Source organism: Brachybacterium sillae (genome assembly GCF_025028335.1).
Taxonomy (GTDB): Bacteria; Actinomycetota; Actinomycetes; order Actinomycetales; family Dermabacteraceae; genus Brachybacterium; species Brachybacterium sillae.
Genome location: NZ_JAFEUW010000001.1, coordinates 1,437,284 through 1,452,629, shown reverse-complemented (window position 1 = coordinate 1,452,629; position 15,346 = coordinate 1,437,284). Strand labels below are relative to the sequence as shown.

Sequence of the window (15,346 nt, the reverse complement as noted above, 5' to 3'; positions counted from 1 at the left end):
CGGCGGGTGCCTCAGATGATCGAGCGGCCCTCGCGGCGGGCCGCGGCCCAGTCGGCGAAGAAGCCGCGGGCGATCGAGACGAGGACGGCCAGCACGAGGACGGGCCACATCAGGACGTACAGGGTCAGACCGACGGTCATGCGGATGCTCCTTGCGAGTCGGGGGACGGGGGGATCAGGACACGGCGGCCGAGGTGCGTTCGACCTGCGGCAGGTCCTCGGTCGCGGGGTCGAAGTCGCCGGTCACGCGCGCGATCCGGTCGAAGTCGAAGTCCTGGCCGGAGCGGACGGACAGCCCCCAGCAGACGAGGAAGGACACGGCGTAGGCCACGAGCGAGCCCGTGAGGGTGGCGTAGTCCCGCAGGAAGCCGTAGCCGAGGAACAGCATCACGACCGAGGCGATCGCGCCGACCACGACCGCCGGGCGCAGGCCGAAGAAGCCGAAGCACATGATGCCCAGCACGACGCCCACGCCGAGGATCGCGAGGGTCCCCACCACGAATGCCCAGGCGCCCTCGATCGGGATCCACTCGAAGCGCACGGGCAGGAACACAGCCAGCGCGGCGAGGACGGACACCGTGAACGCGACGTTGGTGATCTTGCCCCAGTAGAAGGACGCGATCACGGGGAACACGAGGCAGCCCCACAGGGCGCCCACGAAGACCAGCAGGTCGAGGATGTCGAACTTGGCGGTGGCGAAGTACAGGGCCGCCGCCGTCGCCACGATCATGGTGATGCGGCCGATCAGCAGCATGGTCTTCGGGTCGGCGTTCTGGCGGCCGACCGACTGGCCGTAGACGTCCGTCATCACGATCGAGGAGAGGGCGGACAGGTCCGAGTCGGCGGTGGAGGACAGCGAGCCGATGATCATCAGGAACGCCAGGGTCACGAGCGCCAGCGGCAGGTGGTCGGCGACCATCTGTGGCAGGAGGTTGTTGACGTCGTCGTCGAGCGGCTCGACGCCCAGGTAGAGCGCCATGACGCCGAGCGTGCCGACGCCGATCACGGTGCCGCCGTAGCCGAGGGTGGCCGTGATGAAGGTGGGCTCGATGAGGTCCTCACGCACGGCGAAGAGGCGCTGGGCGATGGTCTGGTTGCCGATCGCGTAGGCCAGCACCGCGGCGATGTCCGGGGCCCCCTGGTTCATGAACGCGTCGGAGGAGAAGAAGCTCTGCTGCTGGGCCGTGACGTGGCCCGCTTCGACGCCGGTCTGGAACATGTCCGGGCCGCCCGCGGCGAAGAACACGGCGGGGATGATGATGACGGTCGCGCCGAGCATGGCCATCACCTGCGCGAAGTCGGTGAGCACGGAGGCGCGGAAGCCGGACCACAGGGTGTACAGCAGCACGCCCGCGGCCACGATCCGGATTCCCGCGCCGAAGGGCAGCGGGGACAGCAGGGAGATCAGGGCGCCACCGGCGATGAAGTTGGAGGTCAGGGAGATGACGGAGCCGAGCACGTTGGAGCCGACCAGCATGAGCTGCGAGGAGCGGCCGTGCCGGGCGTACATCACCTCGGCGAGGGTGTGGGCGCGCGGTGCGACCGTGCGGATGCGGCGGACACGCCGAACCCGATCCGGTTGCCGGCCGTCATGTAGGCGTCGGCGTTCTCCTTCTTCTTGGAGATGGCCACGGACATGATCATGGTCCCGCCGTAGAACAGCACGATGAGCAGGATCACCCCGATCACGCCGAGCTGGGTCAGGGACGCTGCGTCCTGGGAGGGCGGCATCGAACTTCCTTTCGCACGAGTGACTGTGGACGTCCCGATCCCCCGGCGCGGTCCGGTCAGGGCACGGCTCCGCAGGGCGGAGGGTGGCGTACCGATCACGTCGCGGCCAGGGGCCGGGGAGGTGGAGGGCATCCCGCCGGGTCCTGAGTCCACGAACGGCGAGCTCTCTGCTCAAGCCATCGCGGTCCCTCGGCCCTGGGCGGCGCTGTCAACACCGGCATCCTGGCGGAACGAGCCCACCCGGATGGCGCGATAATCACATGGTCGGCGCAGAAATGGCAAAAACATAGAGCCTTTTCAGCAGGGCGGGGACCATGAGTGCCCGGCACGGGAGCCGGACAGAATGGGTGGATGACCGTTCCCTCCGGCTCCCCGGCCGCCCCCCGCTTCCCGACGACGGCGCCGCGCCCTGGCGGCGGCGCTGGCCGTCGCCGTCGTGGTGCAGCTGGTGGTGCTGTACCTGCCGGGCGAGCAGGTGCCGCAGGCCGGGTTCGCCGCGCCGGGGCTGGACAAGGCGATCCACGTGGCCGTGTTCGCGCTGCCCGCGTTCCTCGCCGTGTGGCGGGGGCGGAGCGCGTGGTGGGCGCTGCCGTTCGCGGTGCACGCGCCGGTGAGCGAGCTCGTGCAGCACGCGTGGATGCCGCTGCGGACGGGGGACCCGGTGGATGTCGTCGCGGATCTGGCGGGTGTGGTGCTCGGCGTGGTCGCCGCGTGGCGCCGCCGGATTGGAGGATCGGGGGCGTCGGGCGTATGATGGTCCGGTGCACTCCCGCGGGAGGGCATGACCTGGGGCTATAGCTAAGTTGGTAGAGCGTTTCGTTCGCAATGAAAAGGTCAGGGGTTCAATTCCCCTTAGCTCCACGGACCGTCCCGGTCCGCGATCCTCGAGGTCGCGGGCCGGGACTTTCTCGTGACGGGGCGTGTGCGCCTGCCCTGCCCTCACCCCCGGGAGGGGGCCGGCGCTTCCGAGGGGACCCCCCGGGTGTCTACAGTGCCGGGGTACGTCAGCGCGGACGTGATGCGGTCGTCTCACCGCAGGTCAGTCGCGCTTCTGCCGCCCCGCACGGGGCCGTTCGGCCCGGCCCGGGCCGGGAAGGGGACGCCGATGCGCATCAGCGTGCTCACCCACATGCTCCACCCCATCCGTTCGCCCTACGAGGGCGGGCTGGAGAGGCACACGGCCATGACCGTGGAGCACCTCGTGCGCCGGGGCCACGACGTCACCGTCTACGCGCGGGAGGGCACCCGGCTGCCGGGCGACGTCGTCGCCGTGCTGCCCGCCGAGGGCGCCGGCCCGGGCCGCGCGGGCGCCCGCGTGCGCGAGGAGGCCGCCCGCCGGGCCTGCGCGCTGATCCTCGACGGCGACTCCGACGCCGTCCTGAACAACTCCCTCTCCCCGGCGCCGCTCGAGCTGCTGCGCGCCCGCCCCATGGTCACCGTCCTGCACACGCCGGCCACGCTGGCGGAGGTGCTGGCCGTCGTCGACGCCCCGGGCTGGACGGCCCCCGACCACCATCGGTGGGCCTCGGTGTCCGCGTCGAACGCGCTGGCCTGGCAGCACCGGCTGCCGCGCGTGGACGTGGTGCCCAACGGGATCGAGCTGCACCACTGGGTCTCCGACGCCGTCCCCGTGCGCGGCCGCGCCGTGTGGTCGGGCCGGATCACGGCGGAGAAGGGCCTGCACGTGGCGATCGACGCCGCCCGGATCGCGGGCATGGAGCTGCACTTCGCCGGGCCGATCTCGGACGAGGAGTACCACGCCCGTGAGGTCGTGCCGCGGCTCGGCCCGGACACCGTCTACCACGGCCACCTCGACCACCACGCGCTGCCGCACATGCTCGCCACGGGCGATGTCTTCCTGGCCACCCCCCTGTGGGCCGAGCCGTTCGGGCTCGCCGTGGTCGAGGCCATGGCGCTCGGCGTGCCGGTGGCCGCGCTGCTCAGCGGCGCGATGGGGGAGATCGTCGCCCCGCAGGCCGGCGCGCTGGCCGTGCACCACACGGCGCAGGAGCTCGCGGTCTCGATCCGCCACGCCCGCCGCAAGGACCGGGGACGCGTGCGTGCGTGGGCCTGCCGGTTCAGCGCGGAGACCATGGTGGAGGGATACGTGGACCTGCTCGAGCAGGCCGCCGAGGACGCCCGCGATCTCGCCGCCGCCGAGGACGCGTACGGGTTCGACCCCCGGGAGGTCCCGCGCCCGTCCGCCGACGCGGCGGACCTGGAGTCCCTCTGATGGCCCCGGCCCGCAGGCGGGTCCTCTACTACGCCCACCAGCACGGGGCGGGGCACCTGCGGCACGCCGCGGGCCTGGCGTCGACCGGGGCGTTCGACGTGACCGTCGTGACCGCCCACCCCCGGGCGGCCGCACTGCTGCCCGCGGACGTCCCCGTCATCCCGCTGCCCTCGGACCTCGTGCCCGGCCACGAGCAGCCGGCGCGCTCGCCCCTGCACTGGTCCCCGGTGGGGCCCGAGATCCGGGCGCGCTTCGACGCCCTCCACGCGGCGGCGCAACGGGTGGACCCGGACGTGTGCGTGGTGGACGTGTCCGTGGAGGCCGCCCTGTTCCTGCGCCTGGCGGGCTGGCCCGTGCTGCACCGCCGCATGCACGGCGAGCGCACCGACCCCGCGCACGCCCTCGTCTACGCCGAGGCCGACGGCCTCTTCGCCCACTACGCCGCCGAGCTCGAGGTCCCCGCCTGGCGCGCCGCCCACGCGGACCGGGTCACCTACCTCGGGGTCGCGGACGTCACCGGCCGACTCGGCAGCCGCGCCACGACGACGTCGACGGCCGGCGCCGCCCCGCGCGTCACCGTGATCGCCGGGACGGGCGGCGGCGGGGTGCGGGCCGCGGACCTGGCCCGGGCGGCATCCGCCGTGCCGGAGGCGACGTGGGAGGTGTACGGCCCGATCGCCGGGGTGGGCGAGCCGGAGGCGCCGGGCGGGCTCGCGGCGGAGGCGATGCCCGCCACCGTGACGCTGCACGGCTGGGTCCAGGCGCCGGCCCGCCGGGCCGCGGACGCCGACGTCGTGGTGGTCTCGGCCGGGCACAACGCCGTGGTGGACGCCGCCCGCTCCGGCCGCCCCGTGGTGCTCGCCCCCGAGCCGCGGCCGTTCGACGAGCAGCGCGTGTTCGTCCGCGAGATCCACCGGGCCGCGGGCGTGCCGTGGTGCGCGTGGGAGGACCCGGACGCCGACTGGGCTGGCGCGGTGCGCGGCGCCCTCGCGGACCCGGCCGCCGCCGACCGGCTCGCGGGCCTGCTACTCGTGGCGCCGGACGAGCACCGGCGGCGCTGGGAGGCGGCGATCGAGGGCGCACTGGGCTGAGTCCGGGCCCGCCGCCCTCGGCCCTCAGTACGCGGCGTCGTCGCGGCGGGCGGCCGTCAGCTCCGCCTCCGTGGGGTGACGCAGCAGCTCGAGCCGCTCGCCCTCGGGGTCCCACGCGATCAGCCCCGCGTCCGCGAACGCGCGCAGCCACCCCTCCATGGCCCATCGGCCGTGCACCTGCCGGAAGCGGCGGGCGTTGACCAGGATGTCCTCGAGGTGGTGCAGCGGCGGGGCCATCACCCCGTGGTGCTGGTGGAACGCCTCGGCGGGGCTGAACCGCAGCGTCAGGCCGGCGTCGCGGGCGCGGAAGGCCAGGTCCGTGTCCTCGGCGCCGTAGCCGGTGAAGCCCGCGTCGAAACCGCCGATGCGGGCCAGGTCCGCGCGCCGCAATGCCAGGATCAGCGTCCACACGAGGTGCCACTCGTCCGAGGGGCCGGCGGTCAGGTGCGCGCGTGCCCGGTGGGGCACGGAGAGGCGGCGCAGCAGGGTGTCGGCGCGGTGCGAGGTCAGGTCGGCGTCCCCGACGCCGCGGGTCCAGCCCGGCCGCAGGTAGCGGGGCCGGCCCATCACCACGGACCCGGGGTGGGCCGCGACCTCCGTGGCCAGCACGCCGACGGTCTCGGCGGCCGGGATGCAGTCCACGTCGAGGAAGACGAGGATCTCGCCGGTGGCGAGCTCGGCCGCGCGGTTGCGGGCCTGCGCCAGGGGCAGGCCGGCGTCGGCGGCCACGTGCCCCACGGTGACGGGCAGGTCCGTGGCCGGGACGCGCCCGTCCGGCTGGCCCATGAACACCACGACCACCTGGTCCGGGCGGCGGTGAGAGCGCTCCAGCCCGGCGATCACGCGGGCCAGGTGCTCGTCCCGGTGCCCCGTGATCACCAGCACGGACACGCTCGGCAACGCTCCGCGCGCCCGGGCGAGGGCCTCGCGGTAGACCGCCACGTGTGCGGCGGCCACGCGACGGCGCTGCCGGGCCCGGGCGGCCGGGTCGGCGGGGGCCGTGCGCGCGCGGGCGCGCACCAGCGTCTCGAGCGCGTCGGCGAGGGAGTCGGGATCCTCCGGGTCGAACGCGGCGAGCGAGTCGGGGGTCAACCAGGCGCCGGACTGGTCCGCGATGTGCCCGATGTCCGCGACGGCCACCGGCACCCCCAGGTCCCGGCACATCTCGACCCAGCCCGAGTGGGTGCCGATGCGGTACGGCAGCACGGACACGTCCACGTCGCGCAGCAGCGCGTGCAGGGCGGGGTCGTCGAGCCGGTCGTGCTGCCACAGCTCGAAGCCGTGGTGGGCGCAGCCCGCGCGCAGCGCGGCCAGGGCGTCCTCGTCCTGCACGGTGTCCTGGACCTCCACGGTCACCCGCGCGTCGAGGCCGCGGTCGGCCAGCGTCGCGACGGCGGCGGCGAGCACCGGCAGCAGCGCCACCGGGGCCACCTGGGCCCGCAAGTCCTTGGCGTGCACCAGCAGGCGGGCGGGGGCGGCCGCGCCGTCGCCGTCGTCGGACGCGTCGGGGGGCAGCGCGCCGGGGGCGTCGTCGTCGCCCTGCGCCACGAGGTCCTCGAGCGGGACGATGTGCGGGTGGGGGACCACGAGGGCGCGCACGCCGTAGTCGCGGGCGAGGGTCGCCGCGGCGCCGGGGGTGAGCGTGAGCACGGCGTCCGCGCGGCCCAGCAGCACGGCCAGGCGGTCTCGGTGGGGGCCCTGGTCCGTCAGGTGCGGGTTCTCGAGGTCGTGCACGGTCACGACGACGGCGCCCCCGTGCGCGTGCTGCGTGTCCAGGGCGGCGGCCAGCTGGGCGGGGCTGAAGTGCTCGAAGCCGAAGTGCACGTGCAGCACGTCCGGGCGGTGCTCGGCCAGCCACTCCGCGTCCAGGGCCCGGGGCGGCCACCACTGGTGCGCGGGCGCGCCCGGCACCGGCGGGTTCGGCAGGAACTCCACGTCCGGCGCGGCGCCCGGGTCGAGGGGGCGGATCGCGCGGGTGTACGGGTGCTGCGCGGGCACGTGCTGGACGGTGATGCTCACGGGGGAGGGCCTCCTGACCTGGGGGATGCGATGCCGCGCGGGCGGCGTGTCCCCGTCCCGGGCCGGGGGTCGCGGAATCTAGTCTGTCAGGGCAGGATCGGAGAATCGGAGCAGCGACATCCTGTCCGTTCCGACGCGCCGCCGCGTCGAGGAGCGCCGCCGCAGGTGAAGAGGATCGTGGACGTGGACTCGCAGCCGCAGGGACGTGTGCTGTACGTGACCGTGGGCGCGCCGGAGCACGGCGTGGTGCGCCATGGCCGGCAGACCGCCGCCGCCCTCCGCCGGGTGGGCGCCGAGGTGGAGCTGCTCACGGCGGAGGACGTCGCGGCGTTCCGGGGCCTCGTGCCCGTGCTGGAGGAGGCGCGCGCGCTGGGCGCAGCCGTGCACCTGGACGTCACGGACGCGCTGTTCGGCCCCACCGCGACCGCCGCCGCGGACCTGCTCGTCGACGTCCTGCCCGAGGGCACCACGCTCACCCTGCACGACATCCCGCAGCCCGCCGAGGGCGACGGCCGCTACCGCCGCCGCGGCGAGGCATACGCGCGGCTCGCCCAGGCGGTGGACGGCGTCGTGGTCTCCTCGCAGCACGAGCGGGCGCTGCTGGCGGGCCTGGTGGACGTGGCCGCGGACGTGGTCCCGCTGCCCGTGGAGGACCGCCGGGCCACGGCCGCCCGCGCCGAGCCGGTGGTGCCGGAGAGCATGGCCGGCCTCGACCGGGACCTCGTGCTCTTCGGCTTCGTCTACCCGGGCAAGGGGCACGCCCTCGCCCTGGAGGCCCTCACCGAACTGCACCGCCAGTGGGGCCCGGACTCCGGGGCGCCGCGCCGGCTGACGGCGCTCGGACCCGTCAGCGCCGGGCATGACGACCTCGTGGCGGAGCTGACCCGCGACGCCGAGGCGCGCGGCCTGGAGTTCCGCGTCACCGGGTTCGTGCCGGACGAGTTCGCGGACGCGGCCCTGCTCTCGGCGGGCATCCCGTTCGCGGCGCACCGCAACGTGTCCGCGTCCGGGTCCCTGGCGGCGTGGACCTCGGTGGGGCGGCGGGCCATCGCCTCCGCCGGCCGCTACACGGAGGAGATGGAGCGCCTGCGCCCGGGCACCCTGCGGCTCGTGCACCCGAACGGGTCGCCGGCCTTCGCGATGGCCGAGGCGATCGCCGAAGCGGTCGAGGACCCCGAGCGCACGTGGCTGGGCCCCGGCGTGGACCTCTCGCCCGGGGCCGAGGACTGCGCGCGGATGCTCTTCGACGTGCTCCGCCGCGTGCACAGGTGGACGTGAGCGCCGCCGTCTCCGTGGTGGTGCCCTACTACCGGGCCCAGGCGGACCTCGACCGGCTCACGGCCGCGCTCGCGGCCCAGCGCGGCCTGACCGGGGGGCTGCAGCTCGTGGTGGCCGACGACGGCTCGCCCGTCCCGCCCCGGGTGGACCCGGGCCTGCCGTTCGACGTGGTGACCGTGCGCCAGCCGGACCGCGGGTTCCGCGCCTCGGCGGCTCGGGCGCTCGGGGCGGAGGCGGCCGACGGGGACGTGCTCGCCTTCCTCGACGGGGACATGCTCCCCGAGCCCGGGTACCTCGCCGCGGCGCTGGCAGCGGTGGCCGCGGCGCCCCGGGACGCCGCGGTGGTGGGCCGGCGGCGGCACCTGGCCGAGGCCTGGCTGGAGCGGGCCTGGGCGGACGGCTGGCGGCCCGGGCACGAGGTGCCCGCAGACGCCCGCCTGGCCGATCCGGCCTGGATGCGCGAGGGGTACCGGGCCACGGACGACCTGCGTCGCGCCGACTCCACCGGCTACCGGTACGTCATCTCGGCCGTGCTCACGGTGGCGCGCGAGGTCTACGAGGACGCCGGCGGCTTCGACCCCGCCTTCGTGGGCTACGGCGGGGAGGACTGGGAGCTGGCACACCGGCTGTGGCGCGTGGGGGCGGCCCTGCGCCACGCACCGGGCGCGGTGGCGTGGCAGGCCGGCGCCGACTTCGGCGGACGCTGCGACGCCGCCGAGGCCGCCCGGGTGAAGGCCCGCGAGGCGCTCGTGCTCGCCTCGCGCATCCCCGCGACGACGGCCCGCGGCTACGGCCTGTCCCTGGCCGGCCCACTGCGGGTCGAGGCGCGCGTGCGGGTGCCGGAGGGCGCGGACGGCGCGGCGGCGGCCGTGGTGGCGGTGGACGCCGTGCTGTGCGCGGCGCCGGGGGCGCGGGTCGGCGTCGTAGGCGGCCTCGACGAGGCGGCGGCGCGCGCGCTCGGCGACCCCCGCGTGCGGCTGCTGGGCGAGCCTGACGGCGACGCGGCGGCACCCGAGGACCTGCCGCCGACGCCGGCGCGCGGCGACCTCGACGCCGCGCGGTCGGTGCCCGACTGGTCCGTGGACGTGCGCGTGCCGCTGCGGCCCGCCGCGGCCGGAGCCCGGCCTGACGCTGACGCCGTCGCCGCGTGGCTGCTGCGCCTGGAACGGGCCGGCGTCGAGCGCGTGGAGGTGCTGGGCGAGCCGGGCGAGCGGGCCGAACGCGACGTGCTCGCCGTGCTGACGTGTGCGCGGGCGCGGTGGCGGCACCGGCGGGGCGGGACGGCGCGGGTGTGGCGGGTGCCCGCCTCCCGGCTGGGCTGGGCGCCCGTGGCCGCCGTGCCGGACCTCGAGGCGTGGTGGGGCGGCTGGGGCTGAGCGGGCCGGTGCCCGCGGGGCTGGCAGAATCGCGGACAGGACGGAACACGGGAGGACCGATGAGCGAGCTGGACGAGCTGGACTTCGTGGCGCTCTCCGCGTTCCTGGCCTGGTGGTTCGGGAAGACGGGCGTCGACTGGATCCGGCGCGAGGACGGCTGAGGAGAGAGGACGCCGGCGTGCACGAGGACGAGGGACGACGCCGGCACTACGGGCACTTCTACGGGCTCGAGGACCTGCCCGAGGACGACCTGCTGCTGGTGTGGGGCAACTGCCAGGGCGAGTCGTATCGGCGGCTGCTCGGCGGGGAGCCCGGCACACCGCTGCACGGGGCGGACCTGGTGAGCGTGCGCGTGCCGCCCGCCTTCGAGGCCCAGCCGGACGAGGTCGCGCACCTGGAGCGGCTGCTGCCGCGCGTGAAGGCGCTCGTCACCCAGCCGATCCCGCACGACTACCGGGGCATGCCCATCGGCACGGACCAGCTCGTGGCCCGGCTGCCTGAGGACGCTGCCGTGGTGCGGATCCCCGTGGTGTACGACGTCTCGCGCTTCCCCTGGCAGGTCACCCTCCGCAACTGGAAGTTCGCGCCCGGGGCGGCCGAGCGGCCGGGGGAGGACCCGCCCGTCGTGCCGTACCACGACCTGCGCGTGCTGGCCGAGGCGGCGACGGGCCGTCGTCGGGAGGTGGCGCCGGCGGCGATCCGCGAGGCCGCGGCCGCCTCCGTGCAGGCGCTGCGGGCGCGGGAGGAGGCGAAGGGGACGCTGTCCATGGCGGACCTCGTGGCGGCGGAGCGGGGCGTCGGCTTCTACACCGTGAACCACCCGACCAACACGGTGCTGACCCGCGTGGCCGAGCGCGTGGCCGAGCACCTGCCGGGCGACGTCGCCGTCCAGCCCGTGCCCGCCTCCCGCGTGCTCCTCGGCGGGGTGCGCGCTCCCCTCGAGGCGGTCGTGGTCGAGGCCCTCGACCTCGACGCCGAGCCGACCGAGGACTGGACCGTGGCCGGTCAGACCGTCCCGGCCGAGCAGCTGCGACAGACCCACCTGGACTGGTACGCGCAGAACCCGCAGGCCGTGGAGGTGGGGCTGCGCAAGTACGCCGACCAGCTGCGGCTGCTGGGCCTCGCCGGCTGACCCAACCCCGCCCCGCCGCGCCGAGCGCTTTCGTTCGGGAAACGGCGGCGTGTCGCACCACTTTCGTTCGGGAAACGGCGCGCTCCCAGCTGTTCGCGCCCGCGGCGGCGAATCGTCGACGCATCTGACCCTTCTGGCGGCCGCGGGCCTGCCCAGAAGGATCAGATGCGCAGAAGGGGCGCTCCCGCGGCGGTCTGACGACGAAGAATCATCTGGTCTGTGATGGCAAGGGCAGGGTGCTGGCGTTCGTGGTGACCGGCGGGCAGGTGGCGGACACCACGATGCTGGCCACCACGCTGGAGCAGATCAGCGTTGCCGGGGCCCGTGGGCGGCCCCGGACACGGCCTGACCGCCTGATTGCAGACAAGGGCTACCCCTCGAGGGCGAACCGGGCCTGGCTGCGCCGGCATGGCATCGCGGCCACGATCCCCGAGCGGGCCGATCAGATCACGCACCGGCGCAGACGCCCGGGCCGGCCGATCGACTTCGGTGAAGACCAGCGCCAGCGCTACCGGGGACGCAATGTCGTGGAGCGGTGCTTCAACCGGCTCAAACAGTGGCGAGGGATCGCGATGCGTTCGGACAAGTACGCCCGGAACTATCACGCCGGGCTCAGCCTCGCAGCGACACTGCACTGGCTAGCGACCATCCTTTAGCAACACGCCCTACACTGGCCGACATGACCTCGCAGCCTTCCAACCAGCCCACCACGTCCCCGGCCGACCGCGCACGCACCCTCTCAGCCCTGCACGCGGCCCCGGAGATCCTCCGGGTGGTGAACGTGTGGGACGTCGTCTCCGCCAAGGCGATCCTCGCCCTGCCGGAGACCAAGGCGATCGCCACGGCCGGCCACTCGATCGCCGCGACCTTCGGCTACGCGGACGGGACCATCCCGTTCGACATCACGCTGGACATGGTCGGCCGCATCGTCGAAGCAGCCGGTGACATCCCCGTCACCGCGGACCTCGACGACGGCTACGAGGACACCGGCGAGACCACCCGCCGCGCCATCGGCGTGGGCATCGTCGGGGCGAACATCGAGGACCGGCTGCGGCCGCTCGGCGAAGCCACGGCGCGCGTCGAGGCCGTCGTCGCCGCCGGTGAGGCCGAGGGCGTGCCGTTCGCGCTCAACGCCCGCACCGACGCCATCGTGCGCGGCGGCGACCGTCCCGTCGAGGAGTCCATTGCCGATGCGATCGAGCGCGGACGGGCCTACCTCGACGCAGGCGCCGACCTCATCTTCGTCCCCGGCGTGCTCGACGCCGACGTCACCCGACAGCTCGTCGAGGGTATCGGGGAGCGCAAGGTCAGCGTCATCGGCCTGCCTGGAGCGCTCAGCGCGGCCGAGTACCAGGCGCTCGGCGTCGCCCGCATCTCCTACGGACCCACCACCCAGCGCGTGGCGCTCACCGCGCTGCAGGACGTCGCGAAGAGCCTCTACGCCGACGGCGTGATCCCCGAGTCGACGCGCGCGCTGAACTAAACTCGGCGAACCCACAGGGCGACGGCGAGCACGAAGTAACGACGCGCCTATCCGCGGAATCTCTAACTCACTCGACGCCGAAGTCGAAAGCACCCTGCTGCCGGCGCCCGAACTTCTCCCGCAGGAAGTTCCCGGTCGTCGCCAGCTGCGAAGACATGTGACTGTGCCGGCTGGAGTGCAGAGCTTCGGCTTGCCCCGAGAGGAGGTGCAGCTGCTCGACCAGCTCTTCATTCGCGGTGCGACCGTTCGACTGGCGGACCTCCACCATTCCTGCCGGAATCGCGAGGTAGCCCCTCAGAACCGCAGGGAAGTACTCCCGTACAAGGGCCCCGAGCTCGTACTGCAGCCGCGCGTCGCCCGACGGCTCTCGTCGCTCCGCCTCCGTGACGGCGTCCAGGACCTGGCACGACTCGAGGATTGAGACGTACGCCTCGGCGGGGAGCCTGTGCTTGTTCTGCTTCGCGTACGCCCCGATCCACGAGAGAGCACCGGACAGGTCGTCGTTCGTGGCGGGAATCGCCGCCGGCGCCGGCGCATTCGCCACCGGTTCCTCGGTGAGCTGCGGGCCCTGCCCTCGGCGAGGCCTCTTAGCTAACACCCCAACGCAACAGAGTGGGCCGCCATGCGCTGCCACGGGCCCGTGAACTTCGGTGTCACAGGTAGCGGCAGACATCCTCGGGGGAGCACGTGGCCGGGTCGCCGGCGGCGGCGTCCTCGCGCAGGTCGGCGATCGTGGTGCGTAGCTGCGCGAGCTCGGCGAGTTGCCGGTCGATCACATCAAGGCGGGTGTCGAGCAGGTCGGTGACGTGCCGGCAGGGGGCCTGCCCCCGGTCGCGGATGTCCAGCACCTGACCGATCTGGGCCAGGGTCAGCCCGGCCGCTTGCCCCCGGCGGATGAAGTCCAGCCGGTCGAGCACCTCGGCGCCGTAGTCCCGGTAGCCCACCGGGGTGCGGTCCGCGGCGGGTAGCAGCCCGACCTCCTCGTAGTACCGCAGGGTCTTGCTCGTCGTGCCCGACGCCCGAGCCACCTCACCGATCCGCATGCCACTCATTCTCCCCCTTGACCTTCCAGTGCACTGGAAGGTCGATCCTGAGGGCGATGAAGGAGGAGTTCATGACGGCAACGGCTAACAGCAGGTCGTATGACCTGGCAATGATCGGGTCCGGTGGGGCGGCGTTCGCGGCCGCGATCCGCGCCACCAACCTCGGCAGACGGGTGGTGATGATCGAGCGTGGCACCGTCGGCGGTACCTGCGTGAACACCGGGTGCGTGCCCTCCAAGGCCTTGCTCGCGACCGCCGAGGCCCGCCACGTCACACTCGACGCCTCCCGGTTCCCCGGCCTGCCGCTCCCCGAAGTCCGGCCGGTCGACATGCCCGCCTTGATCGCCGGCAAGGATCGGCTCGTCGGGTCACTGCGTGGCGAGAAGTACCTGGACCTGGCCACCGAGTACGGATGGGATCTCCACCCCGGGGACGCCACGTTCGTCGGCACACCCAGCGAGCCGGCACTGCGCGTCACCGGCCCTGACGGCACGGTGGAGACGGTCCGGGCCGCACACTACCTCATCGCCACCGGCTCCAGGCCCTGGGCGCCGCCGGTCCCCGGCCTGCAGGAGGCCGGTTACCTGACCTCGACCACCGCGATGGAACTGGACCACGTCCCGGAGTCGCTGCTGGTCATCGGCGGCGGCTACGTCGCGATGGAGCAGGCCCAGCTCTTCGCTCGGCTCGGCGTCCGGGTCACCATGCTGGTCCGCTCACGGCTGGCGTCCCAGGAAGAACCCGAGGCGTCCACCGCCCTGGATGAGATCTTCACGGACGAAGGCATCCAGATCATCCGCGGCGCGGTGCCCAGCGCGGTCCGCCGCGACCCGGCCACCGGCGAGGTCACGGTCACTGCCACCACCACTGACGGCTCACAGGAAGTCCGGGCGGCCGAGGTACTCGTCGCCACCGGGCGCCGCCCGGTCACCGCCACGCTCGGTCTCGACACCGTCGACGTGCGCACCGGCGACCACGGCGAGGTGGTCGTCGACAGCCATCTGCGCAGCACCAACCCGCGCGTCTGGGCTGCCGGTGACGTCACCGCCCACCGTCAGTTCGTGTACGTCGCCGCGGCCCACGGCGCCCTCGTCGCCGACAACGCCCTCACCGGCGCCGGCCTCGAGGTCGACTACCGCCACCTGCCCCGGGTCGTGTTCACCAGCCCCGCCCTGGCCGCCGTCGGGATGACCGAACGGCAGGCCTCCGCTGCCGGGATCCGCTACGACAGCCGTGTCCTGTCACTCGCGCACGTCCCACGCGCGATCGTCAACCGCGACACCCGCGGGTTCATCAAGATGGTCACCGACGCCGACACCGGCCGCATCATCGGCATTACCGCCCTGGCCCAGGACGCCGGCGACCTCGCCGCCGCCGGGGTCTACATGCTCGAGGCCGGCATGACCACCAGCCAGGTCGCCAACCTCTGGAGCCCCTACCTGACCATGGCCGAAGGCCTCAAGCTCACCGCGCAGGCCTTCACCACCGACATCGCCAAGCTCTCCTGCTGCGCGGCGTGAACCTGCCCCGCACACAGGGACACCGATAGGGGACCGCCTCGCCCCGGGGCGCGAGACAAGAAAATGGGCGCCGATCAGCCCTACTTACTGGCACCCCTGCGTATCGGACCTGCAACCACCGGGGAGTTCAGTCGATGCAAGAACTCCCGTCCCAGGCCTATATCTGGACGTCTTCACGACCTCTACGTGCTCGACCCGACGAGGACAGCACTGGACGACGCGATGACCGCCTTGCGGCGCCGCCATGAGGCCGCGGTCCGTTTGGGCCGCGTCACCGCACCACCATGACCACGATCGTCACCACGTAAGCCGCGGCGACCAGACCGATCCCAGCAGGGTGAGCACCACCCCGCGCCGGGCCGGCCGCTGGCCCTCGTCCGGCCCGGGGCCCTTGCCGTGCTTCGCGGTCATCGCGCGCTCCTAAGACGTTGCTCAAGCATG

12 protein-coding genes, 1 tRNA gene and 2 pseudogenes are annotated in these 15,346 nt (G+C 73.9%); 10 read left to right on the top strand and 5 right to left on the bottom strand.

Annotated elements, in window-relative coordinates:
* Window positions 1-11: 11 nt before the first annotated feature.
* Together JSY14_RS06660 and JSY14_RS06655 are read right to left on the bottom strand one after the other, a co-directional pair.
* Window positions 12-140, bottom strand: coding sequence for a putative transporter small subunit (locus JSY14_RS06660; protein ID WP_210411798.1), 129 nt, complete (start codon window positions 138-140; stop codon window positions 12-14).
* Between the two features lie 34 nt (window positions 141-174).
* Window positions 175-1,730 (bottom strand): annotated as a pseudogene (locus JSY14_RS06655) (sodium:solute symporter family transporter).
* A 436-nt stretch (window positions 1,731-2,166) separates the two neighbouring features.
* Here JSY14_RS06655 and JSY14_RS06650 point away from each other — a divergent pair.
* From JSY14_RS06650 to JSY14_RS06635, 4 genes are all read left to right on the top strand, one after another.
* Window positions 2,167-2,484, top strand: coding sequence for a VanZ family protein (locus JSY14_RS06650; RefSeq protein WP_259557986.1), 318 nt, complete (start codon window positions 2,167-2,169; stop codon window positions 2,482-2,484).
* Between the two features lie 34 nt (window positions 2,485-2,518).
* Window positions 2,519-2,591 (top strand) — tRNA-Ala (locus tag JSY14_RS06645).
* 244 nt (window positions 2,592-2,835) lie between these two features.
* Complete coding sequence (locus JSY14_RS06640) at window positions 2,836-3,963, top strand: glycosyltransferase (protein ID WP_259557985.1); 1,128 nt, start codon at window positions 2,836-2,838, stop codon at window positions 3,961-3,963.
* Entirely contained in the window at window positions 3,963-5,054 is a 1,092-nt protein-coding gene (locus JSY14_RS06635; protein WP_259557983.1) for a glycosyl transferase, read from the top strand. The genes JSY14_RS06640 and JSY14_RS06635 overlap by 1 nt, the downstream gene beginning before the upstream one ends.
* Window positions 5,055-5,078: 24 nt before the next feature.
* Here the strand turns inward: JSY14_RS06635 and JSY14_RS06630 are convergent, their stop codons facing one another.
* Window positions 5,079-7,073, bottom strand: coding sequence for a glycosyltransferase (locus JSY14_RS06630; protein ID WP_259557982.1), 1,995 nt, complete (start codon window positions 7,071-7,073; stop codon window positions 5,079-5,081).
* A gap of 165 nt (window positions 7,074-7,238) precedes the next feature.
* Here JSY14_RS06630 and JSY14_RS06625 point away from each other — a divergent pair, with 165 nt between their 5' ends.
* The 5 genes and pseudogenes from JSY14_RS06625 to JSY14_RS06605 all read left to right on the top strand — a co-directional run bounded on the left by JSY14_RS06625 (window position 7,239) and on the right by JSY14_RS06605 (window position 12,342).
* Window positions 7,239-8,351 (top strand): glycosyltransferase family protein, encoded by a 1,113-nt coding sequence (locus JSY14_RS06625; RefSeq protein ID WP_259557981.1) that lies wholly within the window; start codon window positions 7,239-7,241, stop codon window positions 8,349-8,351.
* Window positions 8,348-9,727 carry a glycosyltransferase gene (locus JSY14_RS06620; RefSeq protein WP_259557980.1) on the top strand — a complete coding sequence of 460 codons (1,380 nt, stop codon included), beginning with the start codon at window positions 8,348-8,350 and terminating at the stop codon, window positions 9,725-9,727. Before JSY14_RS06625 ends, JSY14_RS06620 begins: the two co-directional genes overlap by 4 nt.
* 178 nt (window positions 9,728-9,905) lie before the next feature.
* Window positions 9,906-10,859: a WcbI family polysaccharide biosynthesis putative acetyltransferase gene (locus JSY14_RS06615; protein WP_259557979.1), complete on the top strand. Its 954-nt coding sequence runs from the start codon at window positions 9,906-9,908 to the stop codon at window positions 10,857-10,859.
* A 161-nt stretch (window positions 10,860-11,020) separates the two neighbouring features.
* Window positions 11,021-11,515: pseudogene (locus tag JSY14_RS06610) on the top strand (IS5 family transposase); the annotation flags it as partial.
* Between the two features lie 23 nt (window positions 11,516-11,538).
* Entirely contained in the window at window positions 11,539-12,342 is an 804-nt protein-coding gene (locus JSY14_RS06605) for an isocitrate lyase/PEP mutase family protein (RefSeq protein WP_259557978.1), read from the top strand.
* A gap of 67 nt (window positions 12,343-12,409) precedes the next feature.
* Here JSY14_RS06605 and JSY14_RS06600 read toward each other — a convergent pair whose 3' ends face one another.
* Window positions 12,410-12,886 carry a hypothetical protein gene (locus JSY14_RS06600; protein ID WP_259557977.1) on the bottom strand — a complete coding sequence of 159 codons (477 nt, stop codon included), beginning with the start codon at window positions 12,884-12,886 and terminating at the stop codon, window positions 12,410-12,412.
* Between the two features lie 109 nt (window positions 12,887-12,995).
* On the bottom strand, window positions 12,996-13,385 hold the full coding sequence (locus JSY14_RS06595) for a heavy metal-responsive transcriptional regulator (protein ID WP_259557976.1): 390 nt from the start codon (window positions 13,383-13,385) through the stop codon (window positions 12,996-12,998).
* 71 nt (window positions 13,386-13,456) lie between these two features.
* Here JSY14_RS06595 and merA point away from each other — a divergent pair, with 71 nt between their 5' ends.
* Window positions 13,457-14,905, top strand: coding sequence for a mercury(II) reductase (merA, locus tag JSY14_RS06590; RefSeq protein ID WP_432803614.1), 1,449 nt, complete (start codon window positions 13,457-13,459; stop codon window positions 14,903-14,905).
* Window positions 14,906-15,346 lie beyond the last annotated feature (441 nt).

Excerpts from the sequence above, each read along its gene's own strand:
- JSY14_RS06640 (WP_259557985.1), top strand. The coding sequence starts at position 2,836 with ATGCGCATCAGCGTGCTCACCCACATGCTCCACCCCATCCGTTCGCCC.
- JSY14_RS06660 (WP_210411798.1), bottom strand. The coding sequence starts at position 140 with ATGACCGTCGGTCTGACCCTGTACGTCCTGATGTGGCCCGTCCTCGTG.
- JSY14_RS06595 (WP_259557976.1), bottom strand. The coding sequence starts at position 13,385 with ATGCGGATCGGTGAGGTGGCTCGGGCGTCGGGCACGACGAGCAAGACC.
- JSY14_RS06605 (WP_259557978.1), top strand. The coding sequence starts at position 11,539 with ATGACCTCGCAGCCTTCCAACCAGCCCACCACGTCCCCGGCCGACCGC.
- merA (WP_432803614.1), top strand. The coding sequence starts at position 13,457 with ATGACGGCAACGGCTAACAGCAGGTCGTATGACCTGGCAATGATCGGG.
- JSY14_RS06635 (WP_259557983.1), top strand. The coding sequence starts at position 3,963 with ATGGCCCCGGCCCGCAGGCGGGTCCTCTACTACGCCCACCAGCACGGG.